We start from the raw sequence: 26786 nt of genomic DNA, 5'->3' as shown, positions 1-26786 counted from the left end.
TCTTGGCTGATGATTATTTGTCGTTAAGACAAACTACACCTGGAAGCTCTTTGCCTTCCATAAATTCTAATGACGCACCGCCGCCAGTAGAAATGTGGCTCATTTTATCAGCCATACCGAATTTTTCAACAGCTGCTGCAGAGTCACCACCGCCGATAACAGAGTATGTACCTTCTGCATCTGCTAATGCTTGTCCTACTGCTTTTGTACCTTCTGCAAATGGAGCCATTTCGAACACGCCCATTGGCCCGTTCCATACAACAAGCTTAGAGTTTTTAATTACATCTGCATAAATTGCACTTGTTTTTGGTCCAATATCCAATCCTTCCCAATCAGCAGGGATAGAATCGATATCTACCACTTGTCGGTTTGCAGTTTCAGAGAAGTCATCTGCAATGACGCAATCAACTGGCATGTAGAAGTTTACGCCTTTTTCTTTTGCAAGCTGCATAAACTCTTTTGCTAGTTCAATTTTGTCATCTTCACATAGAGACTGTCCGATTTCATGACCTGATGCTTTTACAAATGTATAAGCTAGTCCACCGCCAATGATTAAGTTATCAACTTTATCAAGTAGATGACGAATTACACCGATTTTATCTTTTACTTTCGCACCACCGATGATTGCTGTAAATGGACGCTCTGGATTAGAAAGTGCTTTCCCTAGTACTTCTAATTCTTTTTCCATTAAGAAACCTGATACTGCTGGTAAGTAATCTGCAATACCTGCAGTAGAAGCGTGAGCACGGTGAGCTGCACCGAATGCATCATTTACGAAGATATCAGCAAGAGCTGCAAATTCTTTCGCAAGTTCTGCATCGTTCTTTTCTTCGCCCGCATAGAAACGCACGTTTTCAAGAACTAATACGTCGCCTTCGTTCATTGCTGCAACCATTTCTTGTACAGCAGGTCCGAATGCTTCGTCCGCTTTTTTCACGTCTTTACCAAGAAGTTCACCTAAACGTGCTGCTACTGGAGTTAGACGCATTTCTTCTACTACTTGTCCTTTTGGACGACCTAAATGGCTTGCTAAAATCACTTTCGCACCTTGCTCTACTAAATATTGAATTGTAGGAAGAGCTGCGCGAATACGAGTCTCGTCTGTAATTTTGCCTTCTTTCATAGGTACGTTGAAGTCAACGCGGCAAAATACTCGTTTCCCCTTTAAATCTACGTCACGAATTGATTTTTTGTTCATTGGATTTCCCTCCGACTAGTTAGGATTGACAAAACCCATTCAAAAGCTTATCACATTTGCTTAGAAAACGAAAGAAGGGAGAGGGAACAAACCCTCTCCCTCGTTTTGTCATTAATTACGGATAAACTTATGAATTAAAGACCTTTAGAAGCGATATAGTCTACTAAGTCAACTACACGGTTAGAGTAACCAGTTTCGTTATCGTACCAAGAAAGTACTTTAACCATGTTGCCTTCCATAGTCATTGTAGATAATGCATCAATTGTAGAAGAGTTTGTGCATCCGTTATAGTCGATAGATACTAATGGCTCTTCGCTGTATCCAAGGATACCTTTTAATTCGCCTTCAGCTGCTGCTTTGAATGCTGCGTTTACTTCTTCAACTGTTACTTCTTTCTCAAGCTCAACAACTAAGTCTACAAGAGATACGTTAGCAGTTGGAACACGAACTGCACCACCGTTTAATTTACCTTTAAGTTCTGGTAATACTAATGCTACTGCTTTAGCTGCACCAGTTGTAGTTGGGATCATGCTCATTGCTGCTGCACGTGCACGACGTAAATCTTTATGTGGTAAGTCTAAGATTTGTTGGTCGTTAGTGTAAGAGTGAATTGTTGTCATCATACCGCGTTTTACGCCAAATTTTTCGTTTAATACTTTAGCAAATGGAGCTAAGCAGTTTGTAGTACAAGAAGCGTTAGAGATTACGTTATGATTAGCTGCATCGTATTGTTCGTGGTTAACACCCATAACAATTGTGATATCTTCGTCAGAAGCTGGTGCAGAGATGATAACTTTTTTAACTGATCCACCTAAGTGTTTTTCAGCATCTGCTTTTTTAGTGAAACGTCCAGTAGATTCTACTACTACTTCTACGCCGTAGTCGCTCCATGGTAATTGAGCTGGGTCACGCTCAGCGATAACTTTGATTTCTTTACCGTTAACAACGATGCTGTCGCCGTTAGAAGATACTTCTGCATTTACTGCTCCATGAACAGAATCATATTTTAAAAGATGTGCTAATGTTTTAGCATCTGTTAAGTCGTTGATTGCTACTACTTCCACGTTAGGGTTGTTAAGAGCTGCGCGGAATACCACACGTCCGATACGTCCAAATCCATTAATACCAATTTTAGTCATTTGAATTTCCTCCTTGGGGGATGTATATTAAGGGTTATTTACCCTTTACTAACTCTTTTGCTGCACCTTCATCTGTGATGAGTAATGAAGTGTGCCCTTGCTTAATTACTGCTTGAATTGCTTTCGCTTTTGATGAACCTCCAGCAACTGCAACGACATGAGATACATGTTGTAAATCTTCGAGCTGCATGCCTACCGTTTGTACTTTATGGACAACTTCACCTTGTTCATTAAAGTAATACCCAAACGCTTCACCGACTGCCTGCATTTCTTTAATTTTCATCCAATCTGCTTCTAAAGTACTTCGTCTACGCGCCATCGTTAAGGCATCACCAATTCCGTGAATGACAATATTGGAAGATCGAATCAACTCAAGAATTTCTTTCACAGAAGGTTCCGTCACAATGGACGCATATGCTTCGCTACTCACATGATCGGGAACATACAATAAGCGATAGTTGCTCATCGTATTTTGTGCCATTTTCGCACAGATTGTGTTCGCTTCTAGCTCAACACTCTCTCCTATTCCACCGCGTGCTGGGACAAATAATGTATGTAGATCCCTGCAATCCAATTGCATCATATCAGCTACGGCAGCTATTGTTGTTCCTCCAGTCACAGCAACGATATTATTCGCTGTCAGACGATCTTTTATACAAGCAACACAAGCGCGGCCCATCTCGAGCTTGACCCAAGGTGATTCATCACTATCACCAGGGACAACGAAAACTTCATCCAAGTCTAATGTTTCCTTAAGCTGTTTTTCCAAAACCTTTAAACCAGAAATTTCTTTCATAAAGTCTTCCAAAGCAAGAACAACAGCTGTTCCTTCTTCTGTTAATGTCATTCCAGAAGAGGCGACGTGAACCAAGTTCTCTTCTTTCAAAACTTGCACTTCACTTCGTAATACTCGTTCTGTCATACCAAGACTTGCAGATAAGTTTCTTCTGCCAATAGGTTGTGTTAACCGAATGTACTGAAGAATTTGCATTCTTGTTTGCATAACAGGTAGCAGATCAGGTAATAATTTTTTCGTATACTGAATCCATGAGCGCATCATATTTTATCTCCTCACCACATTGGTTCATTCCCTATGTGGTCATTATATGTCCCGTAGTGACAAATTGTGTCCCACATAGAGTAAAAAAATAATCCCTGCTACGGTTATTATTGTAACAGGAGATCCAAAGTTATTCAACTCTTATTGCGCGAATTATGCTGTTTATTATGACATCTTTGTGAATGATTCCATATTCTACCTCTTTCCCCTTAATTTCAACGACAGGAATCATAAGATGATACTTCTCTAACAGCTGCTCATCCTCATAAATATTTATTTCCTTTAGATCAAATACATATTCAGTTTTCAGCTCTTGCAGAAGTTGTTTCGCCTTCTGACAAAGACCACATTCTTCCTTTGTATATAGAATAACCTCCATGTTCATCACCTATACAATCGTTTTTCGCAGTGAAGACGCCGGAATGTTTAACTGCTCTCGATATTTCGCTACCGTTCTGCGCGAAACAACAATTTCATGTTCTTCCTCTAACATTTTTGAAATCTTTTGATCTGAGAGTGGTTTTTTCTTATCTTCTTTCCCTACAAACTCTTGAATAAGCTGCTTCACCCTCTTTGTTGAAATTGCTTCATCCTCTGTTGTTGCTACTGCATTACTAAAGAATGATTTCATCTCAAATAAACCATATGGTGTTTGCACATATTTATTACGCGTTGCACGGCTGATTGTTGACTCATGGACACTTAATATCTCAGCCACCTCTTTTAATGCAAGCGGTTTTAAATATTGAGGGCCATTCATAAAGAAGTCGCGCTGCTTTTCAATAATTACTTCCATTACTTTCAGAAGCGTTTGTTTTCTTTGTTTTAAACTGCGCATAATCCATTGTACATGCTGATATTTTTCAGACACATAAGAAGCAACGTCTCTTTCACTATTATGAAGGAGCTCACTATATTCTGAATGAATTTCAATCTTCGGCATATTACGTTCATTCATTTGGAGCACCAAACGATTATCCTCTTTTTTCACCGCCATATCAGGAACGATGTACATCGGTTTTTCCGAAGAAAATGCCAAACCTGGTTTCGGCTGCAGTGATGTAATAACATGAACAGCTTCTTGCAATTCTTCTGTACTACACTTCAGCACATTTACTAATTTGCGCCAATCCTTCTTTATAAAATATGCAAAATGTTCATCCACAATCAGCTCTGCTAATGCGTCCTTCTTTTGTAAGCGCTTTAATTGAATTGATAAACACTCCTGAATATTTCTTGCCGCTACCCCTGCTGGCTCTAACGATTGAACGAGCTCCATACATCTATTTACTTCTTCTACACATACCGATAATAACGCTGCTAATTCCTCATTTGTTTCTTGTAAATATCCGTTCTCATCCACATTTAAAATAATGAATGAGGCAATTTTTCTTTGTTCTTCATCTATTTTATAATACTGCAATTGATCAACTAAATGCTGTTGAATCGTTGTTGAATCGACACTATAAATCTCCATTTGATTCTCTGTTTGTTTACTTGTTGTTTTACTCTTTTTCTTCTCCCTGTCAAATCCACCTAACTCGATAAGGGGATTCTCCAGCGATTGCTCATACAAAAACTCCGTTAATTCCTGCACATTGTACTGGAGCATTGTAATCGCTTGTCTTAACTCTTGCGTCATTGCCAAACGTAAACTTTGTTCTTGTAAAAGACTTGCTTTCACCCTAATCTCCCCCTCACTTCTATTGTACAATAAGTTTCTCAAAAGGAGAATCCTTACAAAACACCAACATCCATATATTATTACTTCATATGTATTAATTAAGTTTATATATTACAACCAAAAAATAGGTGATACCGAAATAAAATGACGAAATTTTTAAAATACTCATAAACTTTATACCACATACTAATAGTAACTCCTATTTCAAGAAATAACAATTAAAAAGAGTAATTTAAGTATAATGAAGTTTCGTTATACTTAAACTACTCTTTTTCTCCTGTATATTCTAAGAACTTTATAAACAAACTAACAAAAAACCCTAACTTCAAAATGGAAGTTAGGTTTTTTTTACGCGCCCAGAGAGATTCGAATCCCTTTTGGGTAAAATTTATCCCGCATTAACAGGCAATAATACTCCCACCTCAAAATTCGGTGAAAGCAAAGAAGTTAGGCGAGAGATAAACTGCCTGTAAAAGCCCGATTGGTTCAACTAATAATCAGTGGGGAATGAAGCCCCCCCACTGATTAAAGTTTCACTTTATTTTGTTAGCTTGATGGCACTAGATAGAGCACATGCTTTAACAGTTTAAATTGTTGTTCTTATTATTCTATTCCGCGTGAAGCAGGTTGAGGTTTAGTGGATATTTCCTGCTGTTGTTTAGCAAACAGATTTGCTAATCCTGCTATTTCATATGGAAACAAGATGGTACTATTTTTTTCCGCTGCAATCTCTGTCATAGTTTGCAGCGTACGTAATTGTAGTGCCGCTGGCTGTTTACTAATTAATTCGGCAGCTTGAGAAAGCTTTTCAGCCGCTTCATACTCTCCTTTTGCAGCAATTACCTTTGCTACCCGCTCACGTTCCGCTTCTGCTTCCTTAGCCATTGCACGACGTAACCCTTCTGGAAGGTCCATTGAGCGTATTTCTACCCCTGTTACCTTTATTCCCCATGGTTCTGTAGCTTTATCTAACTCTTTTCGCAACAGATCATCCAATTTTTTTTGCTCAGTAAGCATTTCCTGCATCGTGTGAGCACCGAGGTTCGAACGAAGAATAGTTTGAGCTACCGTCGAAGTTGCTTTACGGTAATTTTCAACATCAAGAAGTGCCTTTTGAGCATTGACCACTTGATAGTACACAACAGCATTTATGGTAACCGGAACACTGTCTTTCGTAATTATATCTTGATTCTCAACATTTTCGACTCGAATACGCATATCCACTTTTTGTACTGTTTCGATTAATGGTACAACAAACTGAACGCCAGGTTCAATCGAACGAGAGTAACGCCCCAATCGAAGTACAACACCTTGTTCATACTGTTGCACGATTCGAATCGAACTGAAAGTAACAATGGCTAAAAGAACAATTAAAAAAATGAGAGGTACTATCATACGAAGTCAACTCCTTAAATAGGCAACAATTGCCTAAATTTATAAACTATATCCATTTTACCAAATTTTCTTATTTCCAACTAGGGTGCCATGTACATTTTAACGCTTTGGAGATAGTCTCATTTCTTAACTTGATGGGCATAAGCGGAATCACTAATCGTCTGATACTGATCAACAGCTAAATTCCAAATGCCATGTAGAAACTGTAGAATCGCCAAGCCTCGCTAATAAGCGACTCAATAACATTCAGGGCATCGCCAGTTCTCCCGAAGAATCGTCATGTCCGCGCTAGATATAAAGCGAAACTTCCATCAGCGGGGTCTTACTACCAATAGCGGGATAAAATCATTCCTGTCTTTACGGCGCGTTTTACAATTCGTTTTCTAGACAACAAAAAAACCCCCGATCTGAAAAATAATTCAGACGAGAGTTTCAGCTTACATATTATTTGATTTTCGATGTGTGAACTACGGTACATACACGAGCGTTCAAAGGGATTAAACCCACGTATCACGCTTTATATTGTTTCCGTCCTTTCACACTTTCTTGACAACGTTGATCGCGTCACAAACGCTGTCATATCATCTAGAACGCGCCCAGAGGGATTCGAACCCCCGGCAGACGTGGTACCGGAAACCACCGCTCTATCCAACTGAGCTATGGGCGCATGAAATGTATAATAGTATCATGTACTTACAACCGCAAGAGACACTTTCCCGCTGCCTCGCGTAATGTTTATTATACGATATCTTCGTTTTGGAAGCAATTACTTCTTACGTTGCAGTTTACAAAGCCGCTCTTACATCCTACAACTCTCTTCCTTCAATCTTATCCGTTCGTGCAATAAAGAAACGCCCGCGTCGATTGAAGACGCAGGCGATATAACTCAGATTATCAGTAGCAAATTCATAAATACCCGAAATGAAAATGAATTATTTATGCAAATGATATGGAACCGTTGTAATCACGATATCTTTATGACGAATAAACCACATTCTTAAAAGGAGTGCACTCTGATTATGTAATACATGATGCCACCATTTGTGTGGAATAAACTGAGGGATAATAATATGGATATGTCCCCCATTTTCTTGTTTCGCCTCTATTGTTTTAATAAGACGATTCAGCGGTTCAAGAATAGAGCGATATTTACTTCGAAGAACTACCAGCCTACAAGGATTTCCCCACTCTTTCCACTTCTCCTCCATTTTATCTATAGATTGGTCATCGAAACCAACGTATACAGCAACCGGATCAACATCTAAGCTTTTCGCAAAGGAAATCGTATTGTTCACAACACGATGAACGCCCGACACTAAAACAAGGGTGACTACCTGACTTGCTTCTGGACGTATGCTTTGCGTATCAATGCGCAGTTCTTTTGCAATATCTTCATAATGTTTGTGAATAGCCATTGAAATAAAAATGATAATAGGCAATACAACTAATACAACCCAAGCGCCGCCTGTAAACTTTGTAACAGCGAAAATAACAGCAACTATTGATGTGATAACAGCACCAACTGTATTAATCGTAAGCTTAATTCTCCAATGTGGTCCTTTAACTCGTTTCCAGCGGCGCATCAAACCAATTTGCGCTACTGTAAATGAAAGGAAAACACCAATCGCATACAATGGAATTAAAGCATTCGTATGCGCGTGAAACGAGATAATCAAAATACACGCCAATGATGCTAACACAATAATTCCGTTTGAATACCCTAAACGGTCTCCGCGATTTGTCAAACTTCGAGGCAAAAATCCATCTGCGGCTACAATCGCAGCAAGCTGAGAAAATCCTGTAAATGTAGAATTTGCCGCTAAAATCAAAACAATAAACGTAAACCATATAATGAGTTGATATATAATTCCGTGTCCAAAATACATGCCAGTCAACTGAGACAGCATCGTGTTGTGCGGATCTGGCGTAATTCCCTTCACATACAGATGATACGAAAATCCTAACAGTGTCACAGCTGTGATCGAGCCCAAAGCAATATAAGTTCTAATTGCATTTTTTTGCTGTGGTTCTCTAAAAATAGGAACTGCATTCGAAATTGTCTCAATTCCTGTAAGCGCCGAACAAGCTGAGCTGAACGCTTTCAAAATCAATAAAGTTGTTAATCCTTCTGGAACCGTTCCAAAGGATGGTGTAGTTGATTGTGTAAAGCCGTGACGAAATTCATCAAAAAAGCCGGTAAAAATTAAAATTAACATACAAACCATAAAACCGAATGTCGGCCAAGCAAAAACGCGGGCTGATTCTGCTACTCCTCGCAAATTCACAAGTACTAAGAGAATAACACACAAAATGGCCAAAATCGTTTCATAAGGAGCAACTACAGGATAAGCAGATGAAATAGCTTCTATAGCTGCAGATACAGATACAGCCACGGTCAACACGTAATCAACGAGCAACGAACTAGAAGCAACAAGAGAAATCCATCGCGGCTTGAAGTTATCTTTTGCAATGGCATATGCTCCCCCGCCGTTTGGATATGCCAAAATCCCCATAATATACGATACAATCAAAATTGCCAAAAGAACGATAGTAGAAATTGTAATAGGTAAAATTAACCACTTCGCATCAGGACCAAGCCCTGCAAGCTCTGTCATTCCTGATTCAGGTCCATATGCAACGGATGAATACAAATCCGCTGAAAGAATAGGAAGTGCAATCAACCAAAACAATTTGTTATGTTGCGCATGAAGCTCTGATGTTCGCATAGGACGACCAATTAAAAATCGCTTCACACTACTAAAATTGCTTGCAGAAAACCAAATTGCAACTAACGCTAGTATGATTAATACTGCTTCCAACCATCTAACTAAAGTATGATGATCCATAACTTTTTCTCCTTTTAATTGCTATTTTTTATTCTCTTATTTTAATTGATACATAATATTTTGAACAACAAAATCTAAACTATGTAGCTTTCTAAAATATTCACAATAGAAAATCTGCAATCAACATTTAGAAATTTATTATTATAATACGAAAAACCCGCTAGCTTCATGCTAACGGGCTGCATATTGGTGGATAGAAGAACCAGATTCTTCTATGTCCTATATTATGTAATATTTACTCCATCATTATTCATGTTAAGTTCCTTGTATTTTTTAAAATCAAATATACGACATACCTAATAAATAAAATTAAAAATAATACGCTTTCGAAGAACCCTAAAATTGGTAATTATATTTCAGTGCTCATTCACAAACTCTAATGATTGAAATCAAACTCAATCAGAGGAGGAATTACATTATGACGGTAATTACAAAACTTAAACAAACTGTTTCAGGATTAAAAAGTGCACAAGCAAGCTTAGAAGGATTCGCTCTTGATACTGATAACCAACAAGCGAAGCAATTATTTCAAAGTGCAGCTCAGCAAACGCAATCAATTATTGAGACTTTATCTCCACGTGTTCAAGAAGTTGAACAAGAAGAACCTCAATATACACAGCAATAACGATATAAGGAAAACTGGCCATTCACAAGCCAGCGTACTGCAAAAAACAGAATGATACTTATTAATGTACGCCTACATAGGCTAATTCATTATTATATGTATACTTTCTGATTAGTTGAAAAAAGGGTGATACAATATCATCCTTTTTTCAAATCAAATTACATAAAGCAATAGAAACGGAATGATACCATGCGAAAATTCGGAACAATCTCCTTGTTATTCCTTCTCTTATTCAGTTTCCTATGCGGATGTCACAGTCCATTAGATAAAAAAGAAAAACAAGAATCAGCACAAAAAACAAATAAAACAGATGCGAAACTAACAAAGATAAACATAGAATCCATTGATCAATCGGCAGCGAATGCAGCGAAAAATAAGATTCTTACTATGGATGAAATACTTGACGTAAAAGCTGTCAATTTCAATAACGAACTTTATGTAGCGGTTAAACCAGAGCACCATGAACGCTTTCAACTAAAGAAATTACGAAAAGAAATAAAACAAACATTAAAAAAGATGTATCCTAATTCAAAAATTTATGTAAGTACGGATAAAAAAATTTTCATGTTACTCGATAAGTTAGATACCAAGATTAAAAATAAAGAAGTAGATAAAGAAGAAGTAAAAAAACAACTAAAAATAGTAAAAAAAGAAATGCATTCCGATACGTAATGATACTTTTCAAAACAGAAAAGGAAGGATTCATATGTCAAAGAGAAACAAAGATTTAACACCAGTGCAGCAAGAGTATAAACAATTTGAAAAGCAGCGTGAACCGAAGCGGCCTGTTCTAAAAAATTGTATAAAAGCTTTTTTTGTCGGCGGGTTTATTTGCTTAATCGGTCAATTTATCTCTACGTTTTATATTACGTACTTCGATTTCACTGAAAGGTCAGCAGGGAATCCGACTGTAGCTACAATGATTTTTATCTCCATGCTCCTAACAGGCTTTGGTGTGTACGATCGATTAGCTCAGTTTGGCGGGGCTGGTACAGCTGTTCCTGTTACCGGCTTCGGAAATTCAGTCATCGCAGCTTGTATTGAACATCGTACAGAAGGCTTTGTTCTTGGAGTAGGCGGGAATATGTTTAAGCTAGCAGGATCCGTTATTTTATTTGGTGTATTTTCCGCTTTTATCATCGCACTTATTAAAACCATTTTCGTTCAATGGGGAGGTTTTTAAATGTTACAAGGTCACCGAACATGGGTATTTGAAAATAAGCCTGTGATTATATCAACTGGTGTCATTGGCGGACCATTTGAGGCAAATGGAAACATCCCTGAAGATTTCGATACATTGCACGATAATTTATGGTTAGGACAAGACTCCTATGAAAAAGCACATCGAATTTTATTTGAAGAAGCTTGCAGCAGGGCAACAGAAAAAGCAAAACTGCGTAAAGAGGATATTCAATTTATTCTAGCAGGAGATCTTATCAATCAAATCACTCCCTCAAGTTTTGCCTCCCGAACACTCGGCGCTCCTTATCTTGGATTATTTGGAGCTTGTTCTACTTCAATGGAAGGCCTTGCTTTAGGGGCAAGTATTGTAAATGGAAAAGGGGCGAAATACTTATTAACAGGAGCTTCTAGCCATAATACCGCTGTTGAAAAGCAATTCCGATATCCAACTGAATACGGAGGACAAAAGCCCCCTACCGCTCAGTGGACAGTAACTGGAGCAGGGGCTGCTTTATTAAGCGATCAAGGAGACGGACCTTGCGTTACATCAGCAACAATTGGAAGAGTTATTGATATGGGTTTATCAGATCCATTTAATATGGGAGGTGCCATGGCGCCCGCTGCTGTCGATACGATAGAAGCACATTTAAGGGAACGACAAATTGATGCATCCTACTATGACTTAATTGTAACAGGTGATCTCGGTCATATAGGACGCGAAATTGCCTTTGATTTACTGCGTAAGCAAGGAACATCTATAACAAGCGAACAGTTTCAAGATTGCGGATTACTCATTTATAGGGAAGATCAACCGATTTTAGCAGGAGCAAGCGGTCCAGGCTGTTCAGCAACTGTCGTGTACGGGCATTTATTAAATCGAATGAAAAAAGGGGAATTCAGCAAAATGCTCGTAGTCGCTACCGGTGCTTTACTTTCCCCATTAACTTTCCAGCAGCAAGAAACAATTCCTTGTATCGCCCATGCAGTATCCATTGAAGTTGGAGGTGTACAATAAATGATCTATTTTTGGGCTTTCGTAATTGGCGGCGCCATTTGTGTGATTGGTCAAATTATGTTTGATGTCTTTAAACTTACCCCCGCTCATACAATGTCAACGCTTGTTGTCATTGGTGCCATATTAGATGGATTAAATTTGTATGAACCATTAATTGATTTTGCTGGAGCCGGTGCAACAGTTCCTATTACAAGCTTCGGTAACGCCCTTGTTCACGGTGCGATGGCAGAAGCGGCTGAGCATGGCATCATTGGAGTTATAACAGGAATGTTTGCAGTAACAAGCGCTGGTGTATCTGCCGCGATTATCTTCGGTTTTATCGGAGCTTTATTATTTAAACCAAAAGGATAAGAGGTGTTCTCATGACCGTTGTTGCTAGTGTAAAAACATGCCTTGCCAGCTTAAAAGGCGCACAGGCAAGTTTAAGTACACTTTCACAAAACGCTGCTGACGAAGAAGCGAAACGCGTTTTTCACGAATGTATGATAGAAATGGATAGTGTCATCGCTGATTTACAAAGGCGAGTTTCAGCATTAGAACGAGAAGAACCACAATATAAAGGATTTTAAGAAGACTGGAGGGACTTTATATGCCTAACATTCACATACCAGAATGGCCGCTTGTCATTATACGTTCTTTATGTGTCTTAATTGTTTTATTCGCCATTACGAAATGGCTTGGCAAAAGACAAATCTCTCAACTTTCCTTTTTTGAATACATAGCCGGTATGACGATTGGTGATATCGCTGCAGAAGTATCGACAGGATTGGAACAAAACTTCGTCCACGGTATTTCTAGTATGCTGGTTTTTGCTATCATACCTTTTTTCGCAGGACTGATTTCCTTAAAAAATAAGACAGTACGAGATTTTGTTGAAGGTAAATCCACTATTTTTATAAAAGATGGCAAAGTACTCGAAGATAATTTAAAAAAGGAAAAATATACGAGCGACGAACTACTAGAGCTTCTTCGAAAAAAAGATGTATTCAACATATCCGATGTTGAATTTGCTGTACTGGAACCAAGCGGGGAATTAAACGTTTTATTAAAGAAAGACAAACAACCACTAACTGCAAAAGACATCGGATTAAAATTACCAAATGAAAAAGAAACACACACAGTCATTATGGATGGAAACATAATAGATGAACCTCTTTCAGCTAGCGGCCATAACCGCGCTTGGCTTCGCGCTGAACTCGAAAAAATTGGGGTTGCACTAGATAATGTTTTTATCGGACAAGTCGATTCTTACGGACAACTAACTGTCGACATATACAACGATAAAATCCAAATGCCTTCTCCTCAAGACAAGCCATTATTACTCGCTTCCTTAAAGAAGTGTCATGCTGATCTCGAACTATTTTCTTTAGAAACGAAATCAAATGCTGCTAGCAGCATGTATGCAAATAATGCCAAGAAGATAGAGGAAATTTTAAATAAAGTGACTTATCTACTTAAAGAGTAAAAGAGAAAAGAACGCTTATATATGTAACGGCGTTCTTTTTTGTATGGCAGCCTTTCTCCATATTTGATATGTTTAAATTCATACAATTCGGTTATGATGAGGAAGGTAAAGAAGAAGGGAATTCCTTATTTATAGCGAATTAACATGATACACCTACATATTTTTTAAACTGAAGTGGTTTCGTTTGACCTTTATTGACCATAATTGTATTATAAAACTAACAAATGTGTTAAAGGAGGAAGTTACACATGAATTTAATTCCTACAGTTATCGAACAAACAAATCGCGGGGAACGTGCTTACGACATTTACTCTCGTTTATTAAAAGACCGCATCATTATGCTTGGCAGCGCAATTGATGACAACGTAGCAAACTCTATCGTGTCTCAGCTTTTATTCTTAGAATCACAAGACCCAGAAAAAGATATTCATATATATATCAACAGTCCTGGCGGCTCTATTACAGCAGGTATGGCAATTTACGATACAATGCAATTCATTAAACCAAAAGTATCTACAATTTGCATCGGTATGGCTGCATCTATGGGCGCTTTCCTACTTGCTGCTGGTGAAAAAGGAAAACGTTTCGCTCTTCCAAACAGTGAAGTTATGATTCACCAACCACTTGGCGGTGCACAAGGACAAGCGACAGAAATCGAAATCGCTGCAAAACGCATCCTATTCTTACGTGATAAATTAAACAAAATTCTTTCTGAGCGTACAGGTCAAGATTTAGAAGTAATCGAGCGCGACACAGAGCGCGACAACTTCATGACAGCAGATAAAGCACTAGAATATGGCTTAATCGATAAAATCTTTACAAATCGCTAAGAAAAGCGGACTACAAAAAAAGCTATCGCACATTTGCGATAGCTCTTTTTATCCCGCTATTCGCGGGCAGTAAGACCCCCACTGATGGAGGTTTCACTTTATTGTTCTTTTTGCACATAAGAAACAAGTGCTTCTAATGCTGCTGTTTCATCTGATCCTTCTGCAGTAATTGTAACTTTACATCCAGATCCAATTGCTAAGCTCATAATCCCCATAATACTCTTAGCATTGACTGTTTTTCCGTCTTTCTCCATAAAAATATCGGCTTGAAAACGATTTGCTTCTTGTACAAACAACGCTGCCGGACGTGCTTGTAATCCAGTTTTCAACAACACCTCTACCTGTTTTTGAACCACAGCTCCATTCCCCTTTACCTTTTATTTTTTTACAACTGCTTCCCCAGCACGCAATTTATCAGCAATATCATCGATTTTACGTAAACGATGGTTGATACCCGATTTACTGATGTTCCCCCCGGATACCATTTCCCCCAATTCTTTCAATGTAACATCTTGATAATTGATACGCAGTTCTGCGATTTCACGTAATTTATCTGGTAAAAAATCCAGACCAACTGTTTCATCAATATAACGAATATTTTCGATTTGCCTTAAGGCTGCACCAATCGTCTTATTTAAGTTTGCTGTTTCACAGTTCACAAGACGATTTACAGAATTACGCATATCGCGCACAATGCGAATATCTTCAAACCTTAAAAGAGCATTATGAGCACCAATAATATTTAAGAACTCGGTAATCTTTTCCGCTTCCTTTAAATACGTAATATACCCTTTTCGTCTTTCTAACGTTTTACTATTTAATGCAAACTCGTTCATAAGTTCACATATTGCATCATTATGTTCTTTGTATAACGAGAAAATTTCTAGATGATATGATGATGTTTCCGGATTATTAACGGAACCACCAGCTAAAAACGCACCGCGTAAGTATGAACGTTTACAACACTTTTTCTCAATTAATTCTTGTGAAATATCACGAATAAACGAAAAGTCCTCTCGTACAATGTGCAAATCCGATAAAATTTCACGTGCTTTTTCAACTAAACGAACGATATACACATTATTTTTCTTTAAGCGCATTTTCTTACGCACAAGCAACTCAACTGTAACGTTATATCCTTTTTTCAATAATGTATAAATCCTTCGAGCAATCGCTGCATTTTCCGTTTGAATATCAATGATTACACGGCGATTTGAAAAGGAGAGTGAACCGTTCATCCGAAGTAATGCTGATAGCTCTGCCCTCTCACAGCACCCCTTCATTTCAAGCTTTGTCAGCTCTTTCTTTGTTTCTGATGCAAATGACAACCATTTCACCTCCTGACAAAATGTAAAAATTATTTTCATGCCCTAAATGAATTTGTAGCGTTACCTCAAAGAAGTAACGCCTTCTATCATGCAAGCCTATTCATTATTTCTACAAGCTTACAATTTATATTAACGAATGTAAAATCGAAGCTAATTTTACTGTGTCATGACGCACAACTTGATCATCATATTTTACTAAACGATCTTTAATCAACTTAATATTATGCGATGTAAAATGCTCTTCATCAATTGTAACTGGCTTCGACATTTCTTCTGCATAACGCCCTAATAATTCAATTGGAATTGGTTCATCGTTCACTATTGCTGTATCAATAAACGCTTCTCCAAGATGATCGTGCAATGCTTTCACATGATCAAACGCTGTATATCCCCTTGTTTCACCAACTTGAGTCATTACATTACACACATACACTTTCTTCGCTTTTGCACGAAGGACTGCATCGCCGATTTTTTTTACCATTAAATTCGGCAAAATACTTGTATACAGACTACCTGGTCCAAATACAAGTAAATCAGCTTTTCGAATTTCCATTAGTGTTTCATGAAGCGGTTCTACTTCCCCCGGTGTTAAAAATACACGGTTAATCTTTTTGCCGTAATACGGAATTTTAGATTCCCCGCTTACAATTTGCCCGTCTTCCAATTCCGCATGCAAAACAACACTTTGATTCGCAGCTGGAAGTACACGCCCTCTTACATTTAACACTTTACTTGTTTCCGTAATGGCATGAAAGAAATCGCCCGTAATAGCTGTCATTCCAGCTAACAATAAATTACCAAGCGCATGTCCTGTTAATCCTTCTCCTGATGTAAAACGATGTTGGAATAACGCCTCCACAAGAGGCTCCACATCAGACAACGCAACAAGCACGTTGCGAATGTCTCCAGGAGGCGGGATTTCTAACTCATCACGAAGTCTCCCAGAACTTCCCCCATCATCAGCAACCGTTACAATCGCTGTAATATCGACAGGATACTTTTTTAACCCGCGCAATAAAACGGATAAACCAGTTCCGCCTCCCATAATAACGATTTTCGGTTTTCTCTCTTTTTCCATCGCTTAATGTCCCTTTCTCTTCTCCACATCACGATGAGACACATGAGTTGGACACTCTTGCTTCAAATGTTTCGTCAAATATTCTGCAAGCGTAACGGATCGATGTTGTCCCCCTGTACATCCAATTGCAATAACAAGTTGACTTTTTCCTTCTCGCTTATAATGTGGAAGCATAAAGGAAATAAGGTCTGTTAACTTCTCTAGAAATTTATGCGTTTCATTAAATTTCAGTACATAGGATGATACTTCCTCATCAAGACCTGTTAACGGCTTCATGTGTGGAATATAATATGGATTCGGTAAAAAACGAACATCAAATACTAAATCAGCATCAATTGGAATACCATATTTAAATCCAAATGACATCACGTTCACACGAAATGCTTGCTCACTCTCAGTTGAGAATAATTGAATAATCTTTTCTCTTAACTCTTTCGGTTTTAAGTCTGACGTATCAAGGACAATATTCGCGCGCGCCTTCATATCTGTTAACAGCGTACGCTCTGCTTCTATTCCTTTTAACGGAAGACCTGTTAGAGCAAGTGGATGTGAACGCCTTGTTTCCTTATATCGAGTTACAAGTGTACTATCTTTTGCATCTAAAAATAAAATATGAGGAATAATCCATGTACGCTCTGTTAAATCATCAAGCGCTCCCCATAGGTGATCAAAGAACTCTCGGCCACGCAAATCGATACCGAGCGCTACTTTATTCATTTTCCCTTTCGAATCTGCCATTAATTCAACAAACTTCGGCAACAACATGGGCGGTAAATTATCCACACAAAAATATCCTAAATCCTCAAAGCTTTGCAGAGCAACCGTTTTTCCTGCTCCGGACATTCCTGTAATAATGACCATTTTAATATCATTATGTGCGTCCATCATTATCCCCCCCTTATGGTTTAACTCGGATCCAATCGATACGAAAGTAATTCAAAATTTGGTGTATATACAAATGTACCGTAAATAATACCATTTCCTTTAATTAAATAATCAATAATATGATAATCTCCTGGCGCCATTGGCAGCTCATCAATCTTATCAACTGTATGCCAGCCTATTATCCCTTCTTCGCTTTGCAATTTATTTTCTCCTGCAAAATCTGTAGCTAAGAAGGAAAACATCATCCATTCAGAAACAACCTTATCTCCTTCTTGGATCACAAAAGTAAAGACACCTTTTAATGTTGGATTTTTCAAATAAATACCCGTTTCTTCGCGATATTCACGAACAACCGACTCTCTTACTGTTTCGCCGCGCTCCATCTTTCCACCTGGAGCAACCCACCAATTTCGACGAGGCTTTTGTAATAGGAGAACTTCATTATCCTTGATTAACACACAGTTTGTCACTCTTTGCAAGCTTCTCACCTCAGCTACTTATAACAGGGAAATTCCCATTATATACTCACTTCATTATACTATCAAATACAGTTTGTCACAATGAAGGAACTTCCGGTCTCCAACAAATAAAAAAGATGATGGGAGACTATTCCCATCACCATTCAGTGAAAAAAATAAAGTGAAACTTCCATCAGGGATTTTTTTCATCCCCCACCTATATTTCTTGTTTTTCTCTGAATCTTGAGGCGGGAATCTTACTGCTCCAAAGTAGCGAAAAAAATTTTCTTATTGGAATACTTCAGCATATTAATTTGATCGGCAGGTGGCAGGCCCCAGGGAGAGGCCTTGTACAATTATTGATCATCCACAATAATATATGCTGTTCTTATTGGTCCATGTACACCTACGACAAGATTCATTTCAATATCAGCACTGTTTGATGGGCCAGAGATGAAGTTCAAACAGGATGGGATTTTTTCACCCTTCATATTTTGATTATGAATCATCTTTGTAGCTTGTGTTAATCTTGGCACAATCGTACTTTTCGGGACAATTGCGATATATGATTCAGGAAGAAGACTAACGGGCCTCCCTTTTATACCCTCATTAAATAAAACGACAGTTCCTGATTCAGCAAGAGTGATATCACTAAACGTAATTCCAACATCAGCTGTTTTTGCAAATTCAATACTCTCTTCTTTATGATCTAAGTCCCATTTATGGAAATGTATTTCCCCTTCATTTGTAAAAAATCCACTCAGATCATATTCATCAAATCGTTCATCATAAGAATAAATAACAGATCCGATATTCCATTCTTTCATAAAAGTTTGTAACGTTTCAACAAGATGAGCCTTTGTTGTTCGCTGCACCTCTGTATGAATGGTTTCACATTGTTCAACTAACTTCGATATAAGTTCGTCTTGTGTTAATCCGTCAAAAACGCTCCATTGTGGAGAAACAGACCAACTTGGTTTTTTTACTGTTTCCGGGCGTTTTCTGCCCAGTTTCTCTGATAATTGGGATAAAAATGTATCGCGATTTTGAATAGCCATTATTTCTCCTCCCTTGACCGTTTTTCGAACCAATCTCTAAACGGTTGTTTTTTCGGAGCCGGAAAATCTCTCGCTTCTGTCCAAGCTTTTAACGGCCCTACCCCGCGTTCAATTTTGTCTCCTTTTATAAAAGGCTTTAATGCGTACGGAGCTGTCCTCGCTGCAAGAGAGAACGACCTCGAGCTATTCGCCACTTTTTCAAAGCCTTTCATAGCCATATCCCAAGCTAAAGGAGACTTTTTCGCTTCTTCCACAATCTGTCGGCGATGTCGAATTAACAATTCGTGTAAAGGTATTTTTACCGGACATGCTTCCGTACAAGCACCGCAAAGGCTAGATGCATAAGGTAGATCTTTATATTCATCATACCCTCCTAAAAGCGGTGTCAATACAGCACCAATCGGGCCTGGATAAATTGAGCCGTATGCATGACCTCCGATATGACGATATACTGGACATACATTAATACATGCAGCGCAACGAATACATTGAAGGACACTTTGGAATTCTGTTCCTAAAATATTGGAACGCCCATTATCAACAATCACTAAATGAAATTCCTCAGGTCCATCCGTCCCCCCAGGTTCCGTTAGGCCTGTAATATAACTTGTTAATTTTTGCCCTACAGAACTTCGGCACAGGAGTGTTACTAACACATCCATCTCCTCCCATGTTGGGACAATCCGTTCCATCCCCATAACGGTAATTAACGTTTTCGGAATGGTCGTAACTAACCTCGCATTCCCTTCATTTGCTACAATAGAAACCGACCCGGACTCAGCAACAGCAAAATTACAACCAGTAACACCTACATCCGCTGTTAAAAAGTCATTGCGCAAATAGTTCCGTACAAACCTCGCCATTTTTTCAGGATCAGCTGTTCCGGTATACCCTATTTTTTCTTTAAACAACTCGCAAATACTTTCTTTATCTTTATGAAGACAAGGAACAACAATATGTGATGGCGGATCATGGTCATTAATTTGTAAAATAAATTCTGCAAGGTCCGTTTCTAGTACTTCCCCGCCCACTTCTTCAATTGCTTCATTTAGACTGATTTCTTCCGTTACCATAGATTTTGATTTCACAATTTTTTTCGCATTTTTCTTTTTTATAATCCCTTTTACATATTCCCTTGCCTCTTCAGCAGTCTCTGCGAAATAAACAAAGCCCCCGTTTTTCTCAACATTTTCACTGAGTTGATATAAATAATAATCAAGGTTTTCTAATGTATGCTTTCGAATCTCTTCTCCTAAAGAGCGCCATTCTTCCCAATTCCCAAGACTCTCAGTTGCTTTTAGTTTCTTACCTCTAAGGCCATCTTGCGCTTTCGCAACAGCCCTTCTCATGAATTGATCACCAACGGCCTTTTCAGTACGTTTATGAAAGGGATCATTTCCAATTTTCATCCCCATTTTTATATCCCCTTTCTATCTTCATTTAATACTTGCGCAATATGCTTTACCTCAATTGGATAACCATTACGTGTTAATCGGCCTTTTATATTCATTAAACAGCTGCAATCCATCCCGATTAACACTTCCGCACCTGTTTCCATAATATGTTTCACTTTTTCATCAACCATTTGCTCTGAGATTTCTGCCATCTTCACTGAGAATGTACCGCCGAATCCACAGCAATCATAATTGTGTGATAACGGAACGACTTCTAACCCTTTTACATGTTTTAATAACTTTTGAGGAGGCTCCTTAATACCCATCAACCGGCTCATATGACAAGATGTATGAACGGTTGCTTTTTTATGAAGTTCCGCACCTAAATCTTCTTTACCTAACACTTCTACAAGAAATTGTGTAAATTCATATGTTTTATTGGCCAGTTCAGTAGCTTTTTGCCGCCATTCTGTTTCACTTTCAGAAAATAAGCTTGAAAACTCGTGAACCATCATGACACAAGACCCGGATGGTGCCACAACATATTCTGAACCAGCAAATGCTTCAATCATATGTTTTGCAGCCGTTTTCGTTTCTTTTTGATAACCGCTATTATAAGCAGGTTGACCACAGCAGGTTTGATCTTTTGGAAAGTCGACTTCACAACCTAAATCTTCAAGAATTTCAACAACATCTTTTCCTACCTCTGGATAAAAAACATCTCCAAGACAAGTAATAAATACGGATACTTTCATATTGACACCTCCAAATAAGGTAAAGTAGCGGGATAAAGTGAAACTTCCATTCGAAGGTGCTTTTCCTTCAAATGGTTAGTTGAACCAATCGGGTTCTTACAAGCAGTTCTCCTCCTTGAATTTCCACCTTCGCTTACTGCTTGTTAGAGCGGGATACAGTAGAAAAGCAAAGATAATCACTGTATGTTCAAGTAACTTTGTCAACCAATCTACCTTTTTGTATTTTTAGTAAAAAACGTAAAAAATATGAATAAAAATGGTAAGTAAAGGAGAAAAACTTTTGAGGCATCCTTAGAGAAAGTTATACAGAACTTGTCGACTTCTGAGGATCATCTAGTGACAAATCGAGTACTGTTATATTTATTAGGAAGAGAAAATGAACCTTCTGTCATGAAGGTACTAAAGCAATACTATGAACATGCATTACATTTTTCAAAACAATGGATTGAAAGTGGCCAACAACATGCTGTGATTAAAAGCTCCATCGATAGTAGTAGAACAGCAGAACTGTGGATTTTACTGATGCTTGGTTACCAAGTACATCATGCTATTCCTGGAAAAAAACCTTCTTTTCAAACTGAAGAACTAAAATTACTCATGAGTAATTTATTAAAAGCTTAATCAGGAGGAGGAGAATAGTTATGGTAGCATTTTACGTGCTCATTATTTCATTCTTTTTATTTCTAGGTATGGGGCAAATGGGTTTGTCTTATTTTGATAGTTGGCACACATCACTTCAAGCAGCTATTGCTGCTATGTTACTTATTGCTGCTTCCGCCAGGTGGGGAAAGAGAAAAACTGACTTAATCCGCATGGTACCATCGATTTTCCCCAGACCTGATTTAATCGTCTTGATTACTGGTTTGTTAGAAATTGCTGCAGCGATAGGTATATTAATTCCATCTATGTCTAGATTGACTTCCATTTGCTTAGCGATCTTACTCATCGCTATGTTTCCAGCAAATATCAAGGCATCAAAAGAGAGGTTAACTATCGCTGGAAAACATCCTCCCTCACTATGGCTACGAACTAGTATACAAGTCACCTTTATTGTACTAGTACTGCTCGCAGGCTAACAAATCCACTTAACTATGGGGTCTTACTGTATAAACAAAAAAATAAGTGATTGAGGGCTGTCCCTCAATCACTTATTTCTTACTAAAATAGGATACAATCGCAAATCCTAAAATAAACATAATAATAGAGCTTACAATCGATATACCGCCTGTTGGAATACCAGGAAACACCACTGCAATTGACCCAATAACAAGTCCGATAATTGCCGCAAATGTTGCACTTTTATAATGCGTTAATAAATAGCTAATCCCTTTACTACTCACAACAAATCCTACCATAACACCTGCACCAATTACTGCAATTAGTGGTAGATTCAATGTTGTTAAAGCTTGAATCGCCGTTGGATACACACCAATGATTAATAAAATAAATGATCCACTAATCCCTGGAAGCAGCATAGCCATACTAGCCATCCAACCCGCAAGGAACAGCCCAATCGTATTTGAAATTGTTAACGTCATAATTGGGTCTGCCGCTTTATCTGGCTTAAAAAATGCTGTTACGGCTACAAGAGCTGCAGCAACAAACAATATAATAATATGTCCTGCTTTAAATGTTTCCTTCGCATTTGCTTCCCTCATTAACATTGGTAAAATGCTCAAGATTAAGCCAAGGAAGAAAAATTGCGTTGGCTCATAATGATTTTCCAGTAAATACTTAATTACATGACTTAACGTCAAAAATGCTGCCGCTACACCAGCACCAAGCGGAATCAAAAATCCTAAATGTTTTTTCCACTCACGACTAAAGAATCCGCTAATCGCTGCAAGTAGTTGCTCATAAATCCCCAGTACAACAGCAATTGTGCCACCGCTCACACCAGGAATTAAATCACTAACTCCCATACAAAAACCACGATATACATTACGCCATTCCATCTTGTGTACATTCCTCATTTCTTTGCATATTTTTCCCAATTTATAGTATAACAACAAAAGAAACAGAGGACTAACAAAACCCAAAAGCATATATGACATCCTGATGACAATTAAAGTGCTGAAATCCTATATCACAAAAAAGAAGCCATCTCAATAAAGATAGCTTCTCTTCTTTGTTGATTATTTTCCTACTTTTAATTCTTCTACTAGTTCTTCCACATAATGCTGTGCACTTTGTGCTGCAATACTTCCATCACCAGTTGCTGTTACAATCTGACGAAGCATCTTTTCGCGAACATCACCAGCTGCGAAAATACCAGGAACCTTTGTTTCCATACGTTCATTTGTTTCAATATAACCATTTTCATTTGTAATACCTAGCTCTGCAAATGGTTTAGAAAGTGGTAGCATACCGATATAGATAAATGCGCCATCTGTTTTAAACTCTTGCTCTTCACCGCTATTTACATCCACAAGTGTTACGCTGCCTACTTTTCCATTTGCTTCGTTAATTTCTTTTACAGTATGATTCCAAATGAAATTAATTTTTTCATTTTGGAAAGCACGGTCCTGTAAAATCTTTTGTGCACGTAATTGGTCACGACGGTGAACAATCGTTACCTTCGTTGCAAAGCGTGTTAAATACACACCTTCTTCAACAGCTGAGTCGCCGCCGCCAATAACAACAAGCTCTTTACCTTTAAAGAATGCACCGTCACATACCGCACAGTATGATACGCCGCGGCCGCCAAGTTCTTTCTCTCCTGGCACGCCAATTTTCTTATATTCCGCACCGCTCGCTACAATAATTGCACGTGCTTTATATTCTTTTTTTCCAGCTACAATTGTTTTATATTCTTTCCCATCAATAACTTGTTTCACATCACCATATGCGTATTCTGCACCGAATTTCTTCGCATGTTCAAACATTTTGTTTGATAAGTCTGGCCCTAAAATATGGTCATATCCTGGGTAGTTTTCTACTTCTTCTGTATTTGCCATTTGTCCGCCTGGGATACCGCGTTCAAGCATCAGTGTGCTTAAATTCGCACGAGATGTATACACAGCTGCTGTCATCCCTGCTGGACCAGCTCCGATAATAATTACATCATAAATTTTTTCTTCTGCCATATTGCTCATCTCCTGTTCTTATCGCTCTTTTGATACCCTCATTATACTGCTGGCAACTGGTTTTTCCCAGCGATTTGCTTGCATTTATCCCGCTATTCGCGGGCAGTAAGACCTCCACTGATGAAAGTCTCACTTTATGCATGCAAACGTCTCACTGCTTGCACATATTTTCGTACAGTTGCTACCGATACATTATATATATTACCAAGCTCTGCCTGCGTTAGCTTATTTTGGCACTCGCCTCTTACAATATATTCAACTGCCGCTGACCAGCCATATACATTTGTAAAGGACGTTCCGCTCGTGTATAAACGTATAAATGTACAAAACCAAAGATGTAAACATTCTTCAATAAGCTCATCATTTTTTTTCGTATAATTGTATAAAGCATCTGCAATGCGAATACATTGTTCAAACTGCTGCAGTTCTCCTGGAATACTTTTATGACTGTTAATTAAAAAGAAATAGTTCGCTAATTGCGATACAATTGGAACACGATTAGGAGATTGCATAACATCAAAGAAAAAGCCAAGCTTTTCTGGTGTTGTCAGTTCATTCATTAAATATAAAGCGAGCATTTGTTCTTCCAATGTTTCACTTTTTTGAAACGATTGCTGAAGCTCTCGGAATAAAATATTTTGGCCTTCATCTACTAAATTAATAGCATTCCAAGGTTCTTTTCCCTTTTTATCAGGATGTAATTCCACTACATGCGCCCACATTTTCTCGGCTGTTTGCTCATCCTTTACCATATAGGCAGAATATGCAAACCAATAATAAAAGCTAACATCACCTTCGTAACCTTGACGTTTTAACACTTTTAACCATTTATATGCACTTTCAAAACGACCAATTGTCGCAAATGTTGTCCCTAGTTTCACCCGATGTTCAAACGACATCGGATACACTGTTTCCAATTGCTCTGCTAACTTTTCTACTTGCTTATATTCCCCAATGGAATATAGAAAAATAAGCGTATTACATAACGCATGAATATTTCCTGGATTCTTCTCTAAAATCAGCTCTGTCATTTTCAACGCTTGATCAACATTCCCAAGCTGAAAATGAGCAATTGCTAAATTATTATGCGCTGACCAAAATTCCGGATATTCCGTTATGACTCCTTCAAGCGTCGCAATCGCCTCTTCTAATTGACCGTTACGAATATAATGATTTGCTTGCTCTTGCATCACAATTAATCCATCTTCATCTTCGAATTCCGGCGTATCCATTTCTTCTTCTTCAATAATCTCTAAAAGTTCTATTGTTTCAGCAATAAATTCTTTATCCGTCGCAATTTCTAAATACCGTTCTGCATACTTTTTCGCTTGTTGGAATAACCCAAGATACGCATAATTATTTGCCATAAAATAATAGCATTCTTCTATTTGTTCACCCGTACGAACAATTTGTAATAAGATTTGATTCGATTCGTGATACTCTCCCGCTTCCGATAATGCCGTTGCTAATTGACATAAAATAAACGGCTCTTTCTGATCTTGTGCCGCTCTCTTAAAATATTTAATTGCATCTTCTAAATGATGATTGCGATAAGCCTTCATGCCTTTATCATAAAAGAAGTTAGCTAATTGATTAAAAGAAATAACTTGTCCGTTATCTTTATGAATTTCTTGATTTTTCCCCATAACTCCTCCATTATTTCATTCTTCTATCTCTAAGTATAAACGATTCCTCCAAAAACAAAACAATATATTACACACAAATATTTCCTTTTCATTACCGAAAAGAAAAGGAAAATGTTACATTTCTAACATTTCCCTTCTCTCGCTGCCATTTCCTCTTTCGTATAAATAATTCGCATAGGATTCCCACCGACGAAAGCACCATCCGGTACATCGCGATGAACAAGTGTCCCAGCTGAAACAATTGCCCCATCTCCAATGACAACGCCAGGTAAAACAGTCGAATTTGCACCAATCATTACTTCGTCTCCAATAATAATTTCACCAAGACGATATTCTGTAATTAAATATTCATGAGCTAATAACGTTGTATTATAGCCAATCACTGAATTACGTCCAACTGTAATTTTCTCTGGGAACATAGTATCTGGCATAACCATAAGTGCAAAAGAAGTTTTCTCTCCGATTTGCATCCGCAAAAATGTGCGATATAACCAATTTTTCATACGTAAAAAAGGGGTATATCGCGCGATTTGGATTACAATGAAGTTTTTCATCACTTTCCAAAATGAAACCGTTTTATATACATTCCATAATGAATTTGCTCCCGATACTGGATAGCGCGTTGTCCGTCGCACTTTGCTCTCTCCCTTTTTGTACTC

General features: G+C 38.1%; 29 protein-coding genes and 1 tRNA gene. 10 read left to right on the top strand and 20 right to left on the bottom strand.

What is annotated here, in order from left to right:
• Positions 1-13 precede the first annotated feature (13 nt).
• From CN326_RS09050 to CN326_RS09015, 8 genes are all read right to left on the bottom strand, one after another.
• Positions 14-1198: a phosphoglycerate kinase gene (locus tag CN326_RS09050; RefSeq protein ID WP_098308452.1), complete on the bottom strand. Its 1185-nt coding sequence runs from the start codon at positions 1196-1198 to the stop codon at positions 14-16.
• Positions 1199-1332: 134 nt separating this feature from the next.
• On the bottom strand, positions 1333-2337 hold the full coding sequence (gene gap / locus CN326_RS09045) for a type I glyceraldehyde-3-phosphate dehydrogenase (protein WP_098308450.1): 1005 nt from the start codon (positions 2335-2337) through the stop codon (positions 1333-1335).
• A 34-nt stretch (positions 2338-2371) separates the two neighbouring features.
• Positions 2372-3394 (bottom strand): sugar-binding transcriptional regulator, encoded by a 1023-nt coding sequence (locus CN326_RS09040; protein ID WP_098308507.1) that lies wholly within the window; start codon positions 3392-3394, stop codon positions 2372-2374.
• A 133-nt stretch (positions 3395-3527) separates the two neighbouring features.
• On the bottom strand, positions 3528-3776 hold the full coding sequence (locus CN326_RS09035; RefSeq protein WP_098308448.1) for a glutaredoxin family protein: 249 nt from the start codon (positions 3774-3776) through the stop codon (positions 3528-3530).
• A gap of 9 nt (positions 3777-3785) precedes the next feature.
• A complete protein-coding gene (gene rpoN / locus CN326_RS09030; protein WP_098308446.1) occupies positions 3786-5081 on the bottom strand; it encodes an RNA polymerase factor sigma-54 in 1296 nt (431 codons plus the stop codon).
• A 603-nt stretch (positions 5082-5684) separates the two neighbouring features.
• Entirely contained in the window at positions 5685-6476 is a 792-nt protein-coding gene (locus tag CN326_RS09025) for a slipin family protein (protein ID WP_098308444.1), read from the bottom strand.
• A gap of 591 nt (positions 6477-7067) precedes the next feature.
• Positions 7068-7143 (bottom strand) — tRNA-Arg (locus CN326_RS09020).
• Between the two features lie 265 nt (positions 7144-7408).
• Complete coding sequence (locus CN326_RS09015; RefSeq protein WP_098308442.1) at positions 7409-9322, bottom strand: APC family permease; 1914 nt, start codon at positions 9320-9322, stop codon at positions 7409-7411.
• A 418-nt stretch (positions 9323-9740) separates the two neighbouring features.
• Here CN326_RS09015 and CN326_RS09010 point away from each other — a divergent pair, with 418 nt between their 5' ends.
• The 8 genes from CN326_RS09010 to clpP all read left to right on the top strand — a co-directional run bounded on the left by CN326_RS09010 (position 9741) and on the right by clpP (position 14439).
• On the top strand, positions 9741-9947 hold the full coding sequence (locus CN326_RS09010; protein ID WP_098308440.1) for a DUF1657 domain-containing protein: 207 nt from the start codon (positions 9741-9743) through the stop codon (positions 9945-9947).
• A gap of 189 nt (positions 9948-10136) precedes the next feature.
• On the top strand, positions 10137-10619 hold the full coding sequence (locus tag CN326_RS09005; protein WP_098308438.1) for a YhcN/YlaJ family sporulation lipoprotein: 483 nt from the start codon (positions 10137-10139) through the stop codon (positions 10617-10619).
• A gap of 34 nt (positions 10620-10653) precedes the next feature.
• On the top strand, positions 10654-11130 hold the full coding sequence (gene spoVAC, locus CN326_RS09000; RefSeq protein ID WP_098308436.1) for a stage V sporulation protein AC: 477 nt from the start codon (positions 10654-10656) through the stop codon (positions 11128-11130).
• The gene (gene spoVAD, locus CN326_RS08995; protein ID WP_098308434.1) at positions 11131-12144 is read left to right on the top strand and encodes a stage V sporulation protein AD; all 1014 of its coding nucleotides are present in this window, start codon (positions 11131-11133) and stop codon (positions 12142-12144) included.
• Positions 12145-12495, top strand: a complete 351-nt coding sequence (gene spoVAE / locus CN326_RS08990; protein ID WP_098308432.1) for a stage V sporulation protein AE — start codon at positions 12145-12147, stop codon at positions 12493-12495.
• 11 nt (positions 12496-12506) lie between these two features.
• Positions 12507-12713, top strand: a complete 207-nt coding sequence (locus CN326_RS08985) for a DUF1657 domain-containing protein (protein WP_098308430.1) — start codon at positions 12507-12509, stop codon at positions 12711-12713.
• A gap of 20 nt (positions 12714-12733) precedes the next feature.
• Positions 12734-13609 (top strand): DUF421 domain-containing protein, encoded by an 876-nt coding sequence (locus CN326_RS08980; RefSeq protein WP_098308428.1) that lies wholly within the window; start codon positions 12734-12736, stop codon positions 13607-13609.
• A gap of 248 nt (positions 13610-13857) precedes the next feature.
• Positions 13858-14439 carry an ATP-dependent Clp endopeptidase proteolytic subunit ClpP gene (gene clpP, locus CN326_RS08975; protein ID WP_098308426.1) on the top strand — a complete coding sequence of 194 codons (582 nt, stop codon included), beginning with the start codon at positions 13858-13860 and terminating at the stop codon, positions 14437-14439.
• Between the two features lie 98 nt (positions 14440-14537).
• Here the strand turns inward: clpP and CN326_RS08970 are convergent, their stop codons facing one another.
• The 8 genes from CN326_RS08970 to CN326_RS08935 form a co-directional block, all read right to left on the bottom strand.
• Positions 14538-14795 carry an HPr family phosphocarrier protein gene (locus CN326_RS08970; RefSeq protein WP_098308424.1) on the bottom strand — a complete coding sequence of 86 codons (258 nt, stop codon included), beginning with the start codon at positions 14793-14795 and terminating at the stop codon, positions 14538-14540.
• 21 nt (positions 14796-14816) lie between these two features.
• Positions 14817-15767 carry a DNA-binding protein WhiA gene (gene whiA, locus CN326_RS08965; protein WP_098308423.1) on the bottom strand — a complete coding sequence of 317 codons (951 nt, stop codon included), beginning with the start codon at positions 15765-15767 and terminating at the stop codon, positions 14817-14819.
• Between the two features lie 124 nt (positions 15768-15891).
• On the bottom strand, positions 15892-16845 hold the full coding sequence (locus CN326_RS08960) for a gluconeogenesis factor YvcK family protein (RefSeq protein WP_098308421.1): 954 nt from the start codon (positions 16843-16845) through the stop codon (positions 15892-15894).
• A 3-nt stretch (positions 16846-16848) separates the two neighbouring features.
• Entirely contained in the window at positions 16849-17730 is an 882-nt protein-coding gene (rapZ, locus tag CN326_RS08955) for an RNase adapter RapZ (RefSeq protein ID WP_098308419.1), read from the bottom strand.
• Between the two features lie 20 nt (positions 17731-17750).
• Positions 17751-18209, bottom strand: a complete 459-nt coding sequence (locus CN326_RS08950; RefSeq protein ID WP_098308417.1) for an NUDIX hydrolase — start codon at positions 18207-18209, stop codon at positions 17751-17753.
• A gap of 335 nt (positions 18210-18544) precedes the next feature.
• A complete protein-coding gene (locus CN326_RS08945) occupies positions 18545-19246 on the bottom strand; it encodes a LutC/YkgG family protein (RefSeq protein ID WP_098308415.1) in 702 nt (233 codons plus the stop codon).
• Positions 19246-20661 (bottom strand): LutB/LldF family L-lactate oxidation iron-sulfur protein, encoded by a 1416-nt coding sequence (locus CN326_RS08940; RefSeq protein ID WP_098308413.1) that lies wholly within the window; start codon positions 20659-20661, stop codon positions 19246-19248. The genes CN326_RS08945 and CN326_RS08940 overlap by 1 nt, the downstream gene beginning before the upstream one ends.
• A gap of 2 nt (positions 20662-20663) precedes the next feature.
• Complete coding sequence (locus CN326_RS08935; protein WP_098308412.1) at positions 20664-21395, bottom strand: (Fe-S)-binding protein; 732 nt, start codon at positions 21393-21395, stop codon at positions 20664-20666.
• A 336-nt stretch (positions 21396-21731) separates the two neighbouring features.
• Here CN326_RS08935 and CN326_RS08930 point away from each other — a divergent pair, with 336 nt between their 5' ends.
• Together CN326_RS08930 and CN326_RS08925 are read left to right on the top strand one after the other, a co-directional pair.
• The gene (locus tag CN326_RS08930) at positions 21732-22016 is read left to right on the top strand and encodes a hypothetical protein (protein WP_098308410.1); all 285 of its coding nucleotides are present in this window, start codon (positions 21732-21734) and stop codon (positions 22014-22016) included.
• Positions 22017-22036: 20 nt separating this feature from the next.
• On the top strand, positions 22037-22471 hold the full coding sequence (locus tag CN326_RS08925) for a DoxX family protein (RefSeq protein WP_098308409.1): 435 nt from the start codon (positions 22037-22039) through the stop codon (positions 22469-22471).
• Between the two features lie 72 nt (positions 22472-22543).
• Here the strand turns inward: CN326_RS08925 and CN326_RS08920 are convergent, their stop codons facing one another.
• The 4 genes from CN326_RS08920 to CN326_RS08905 form a co-directional block, all read right to left on the bottom strand.
• The gene (locus tag CN326_RS08920; protein WP_098308407.1) at positions 22544-23350 is read right to left on the bottom strand and encodes a DUF368 domain-containing protein; all 807 of its coding nucleotides are present in this window, start codon (positions 23348-23350) and stop codon (positions 22544-22546) included.
• Positions 23351-23530: 180 nt separating this feature from the next.
• On the bottom strand, positions 23531-24481 hold the full coding sequence (gene trxB, locus CN326_RS08915; RefSeq protein WP_141525009.1) for a thioredoxin-disulfide reductase: 951 nt from the start codon (positions 24479-24481) through the stop codon (positions 23531-23533).
• 134 nt (positions 24482-24615) lie between these two features.
• Positions 24616-26127: a tetratricopeptide repeat protein gene (locus tag CN326_RS08910; protein ID WP_098308403.1), complete on the bottom strand. Its 1512-nt coding sequence runs from the start codon at positions 26125-26127 to the stop codon at positions 24616-24618.
• 122 nt (positions 26128-26249) lie between these two features.
• On the bottom strand, positions 26250-26762 hold the full coding sequence (locus tag CN326_RS08905; protein ID WP_098308401.1) for an acyltransferase: 513 nt from the start codon (positions 26760-26762) through the stop codon (positions 26250-26252).
• Between the last annotated feature and the right edge of the window lie 24 nt (positions 26763-26786).

The organism is Bacillus sp. AFS018417 (assembly GCF_002560985.1).
Classification (GTDB): Bacteria; Bacillota; Bacilli; order Bacillales; family Bacillaceae_G; genus Bacillus_A; species Bacillus_A rhizoplanae.
This window is presented reverse-complemented; position numbering and strand designations above follow the sequence as displayed.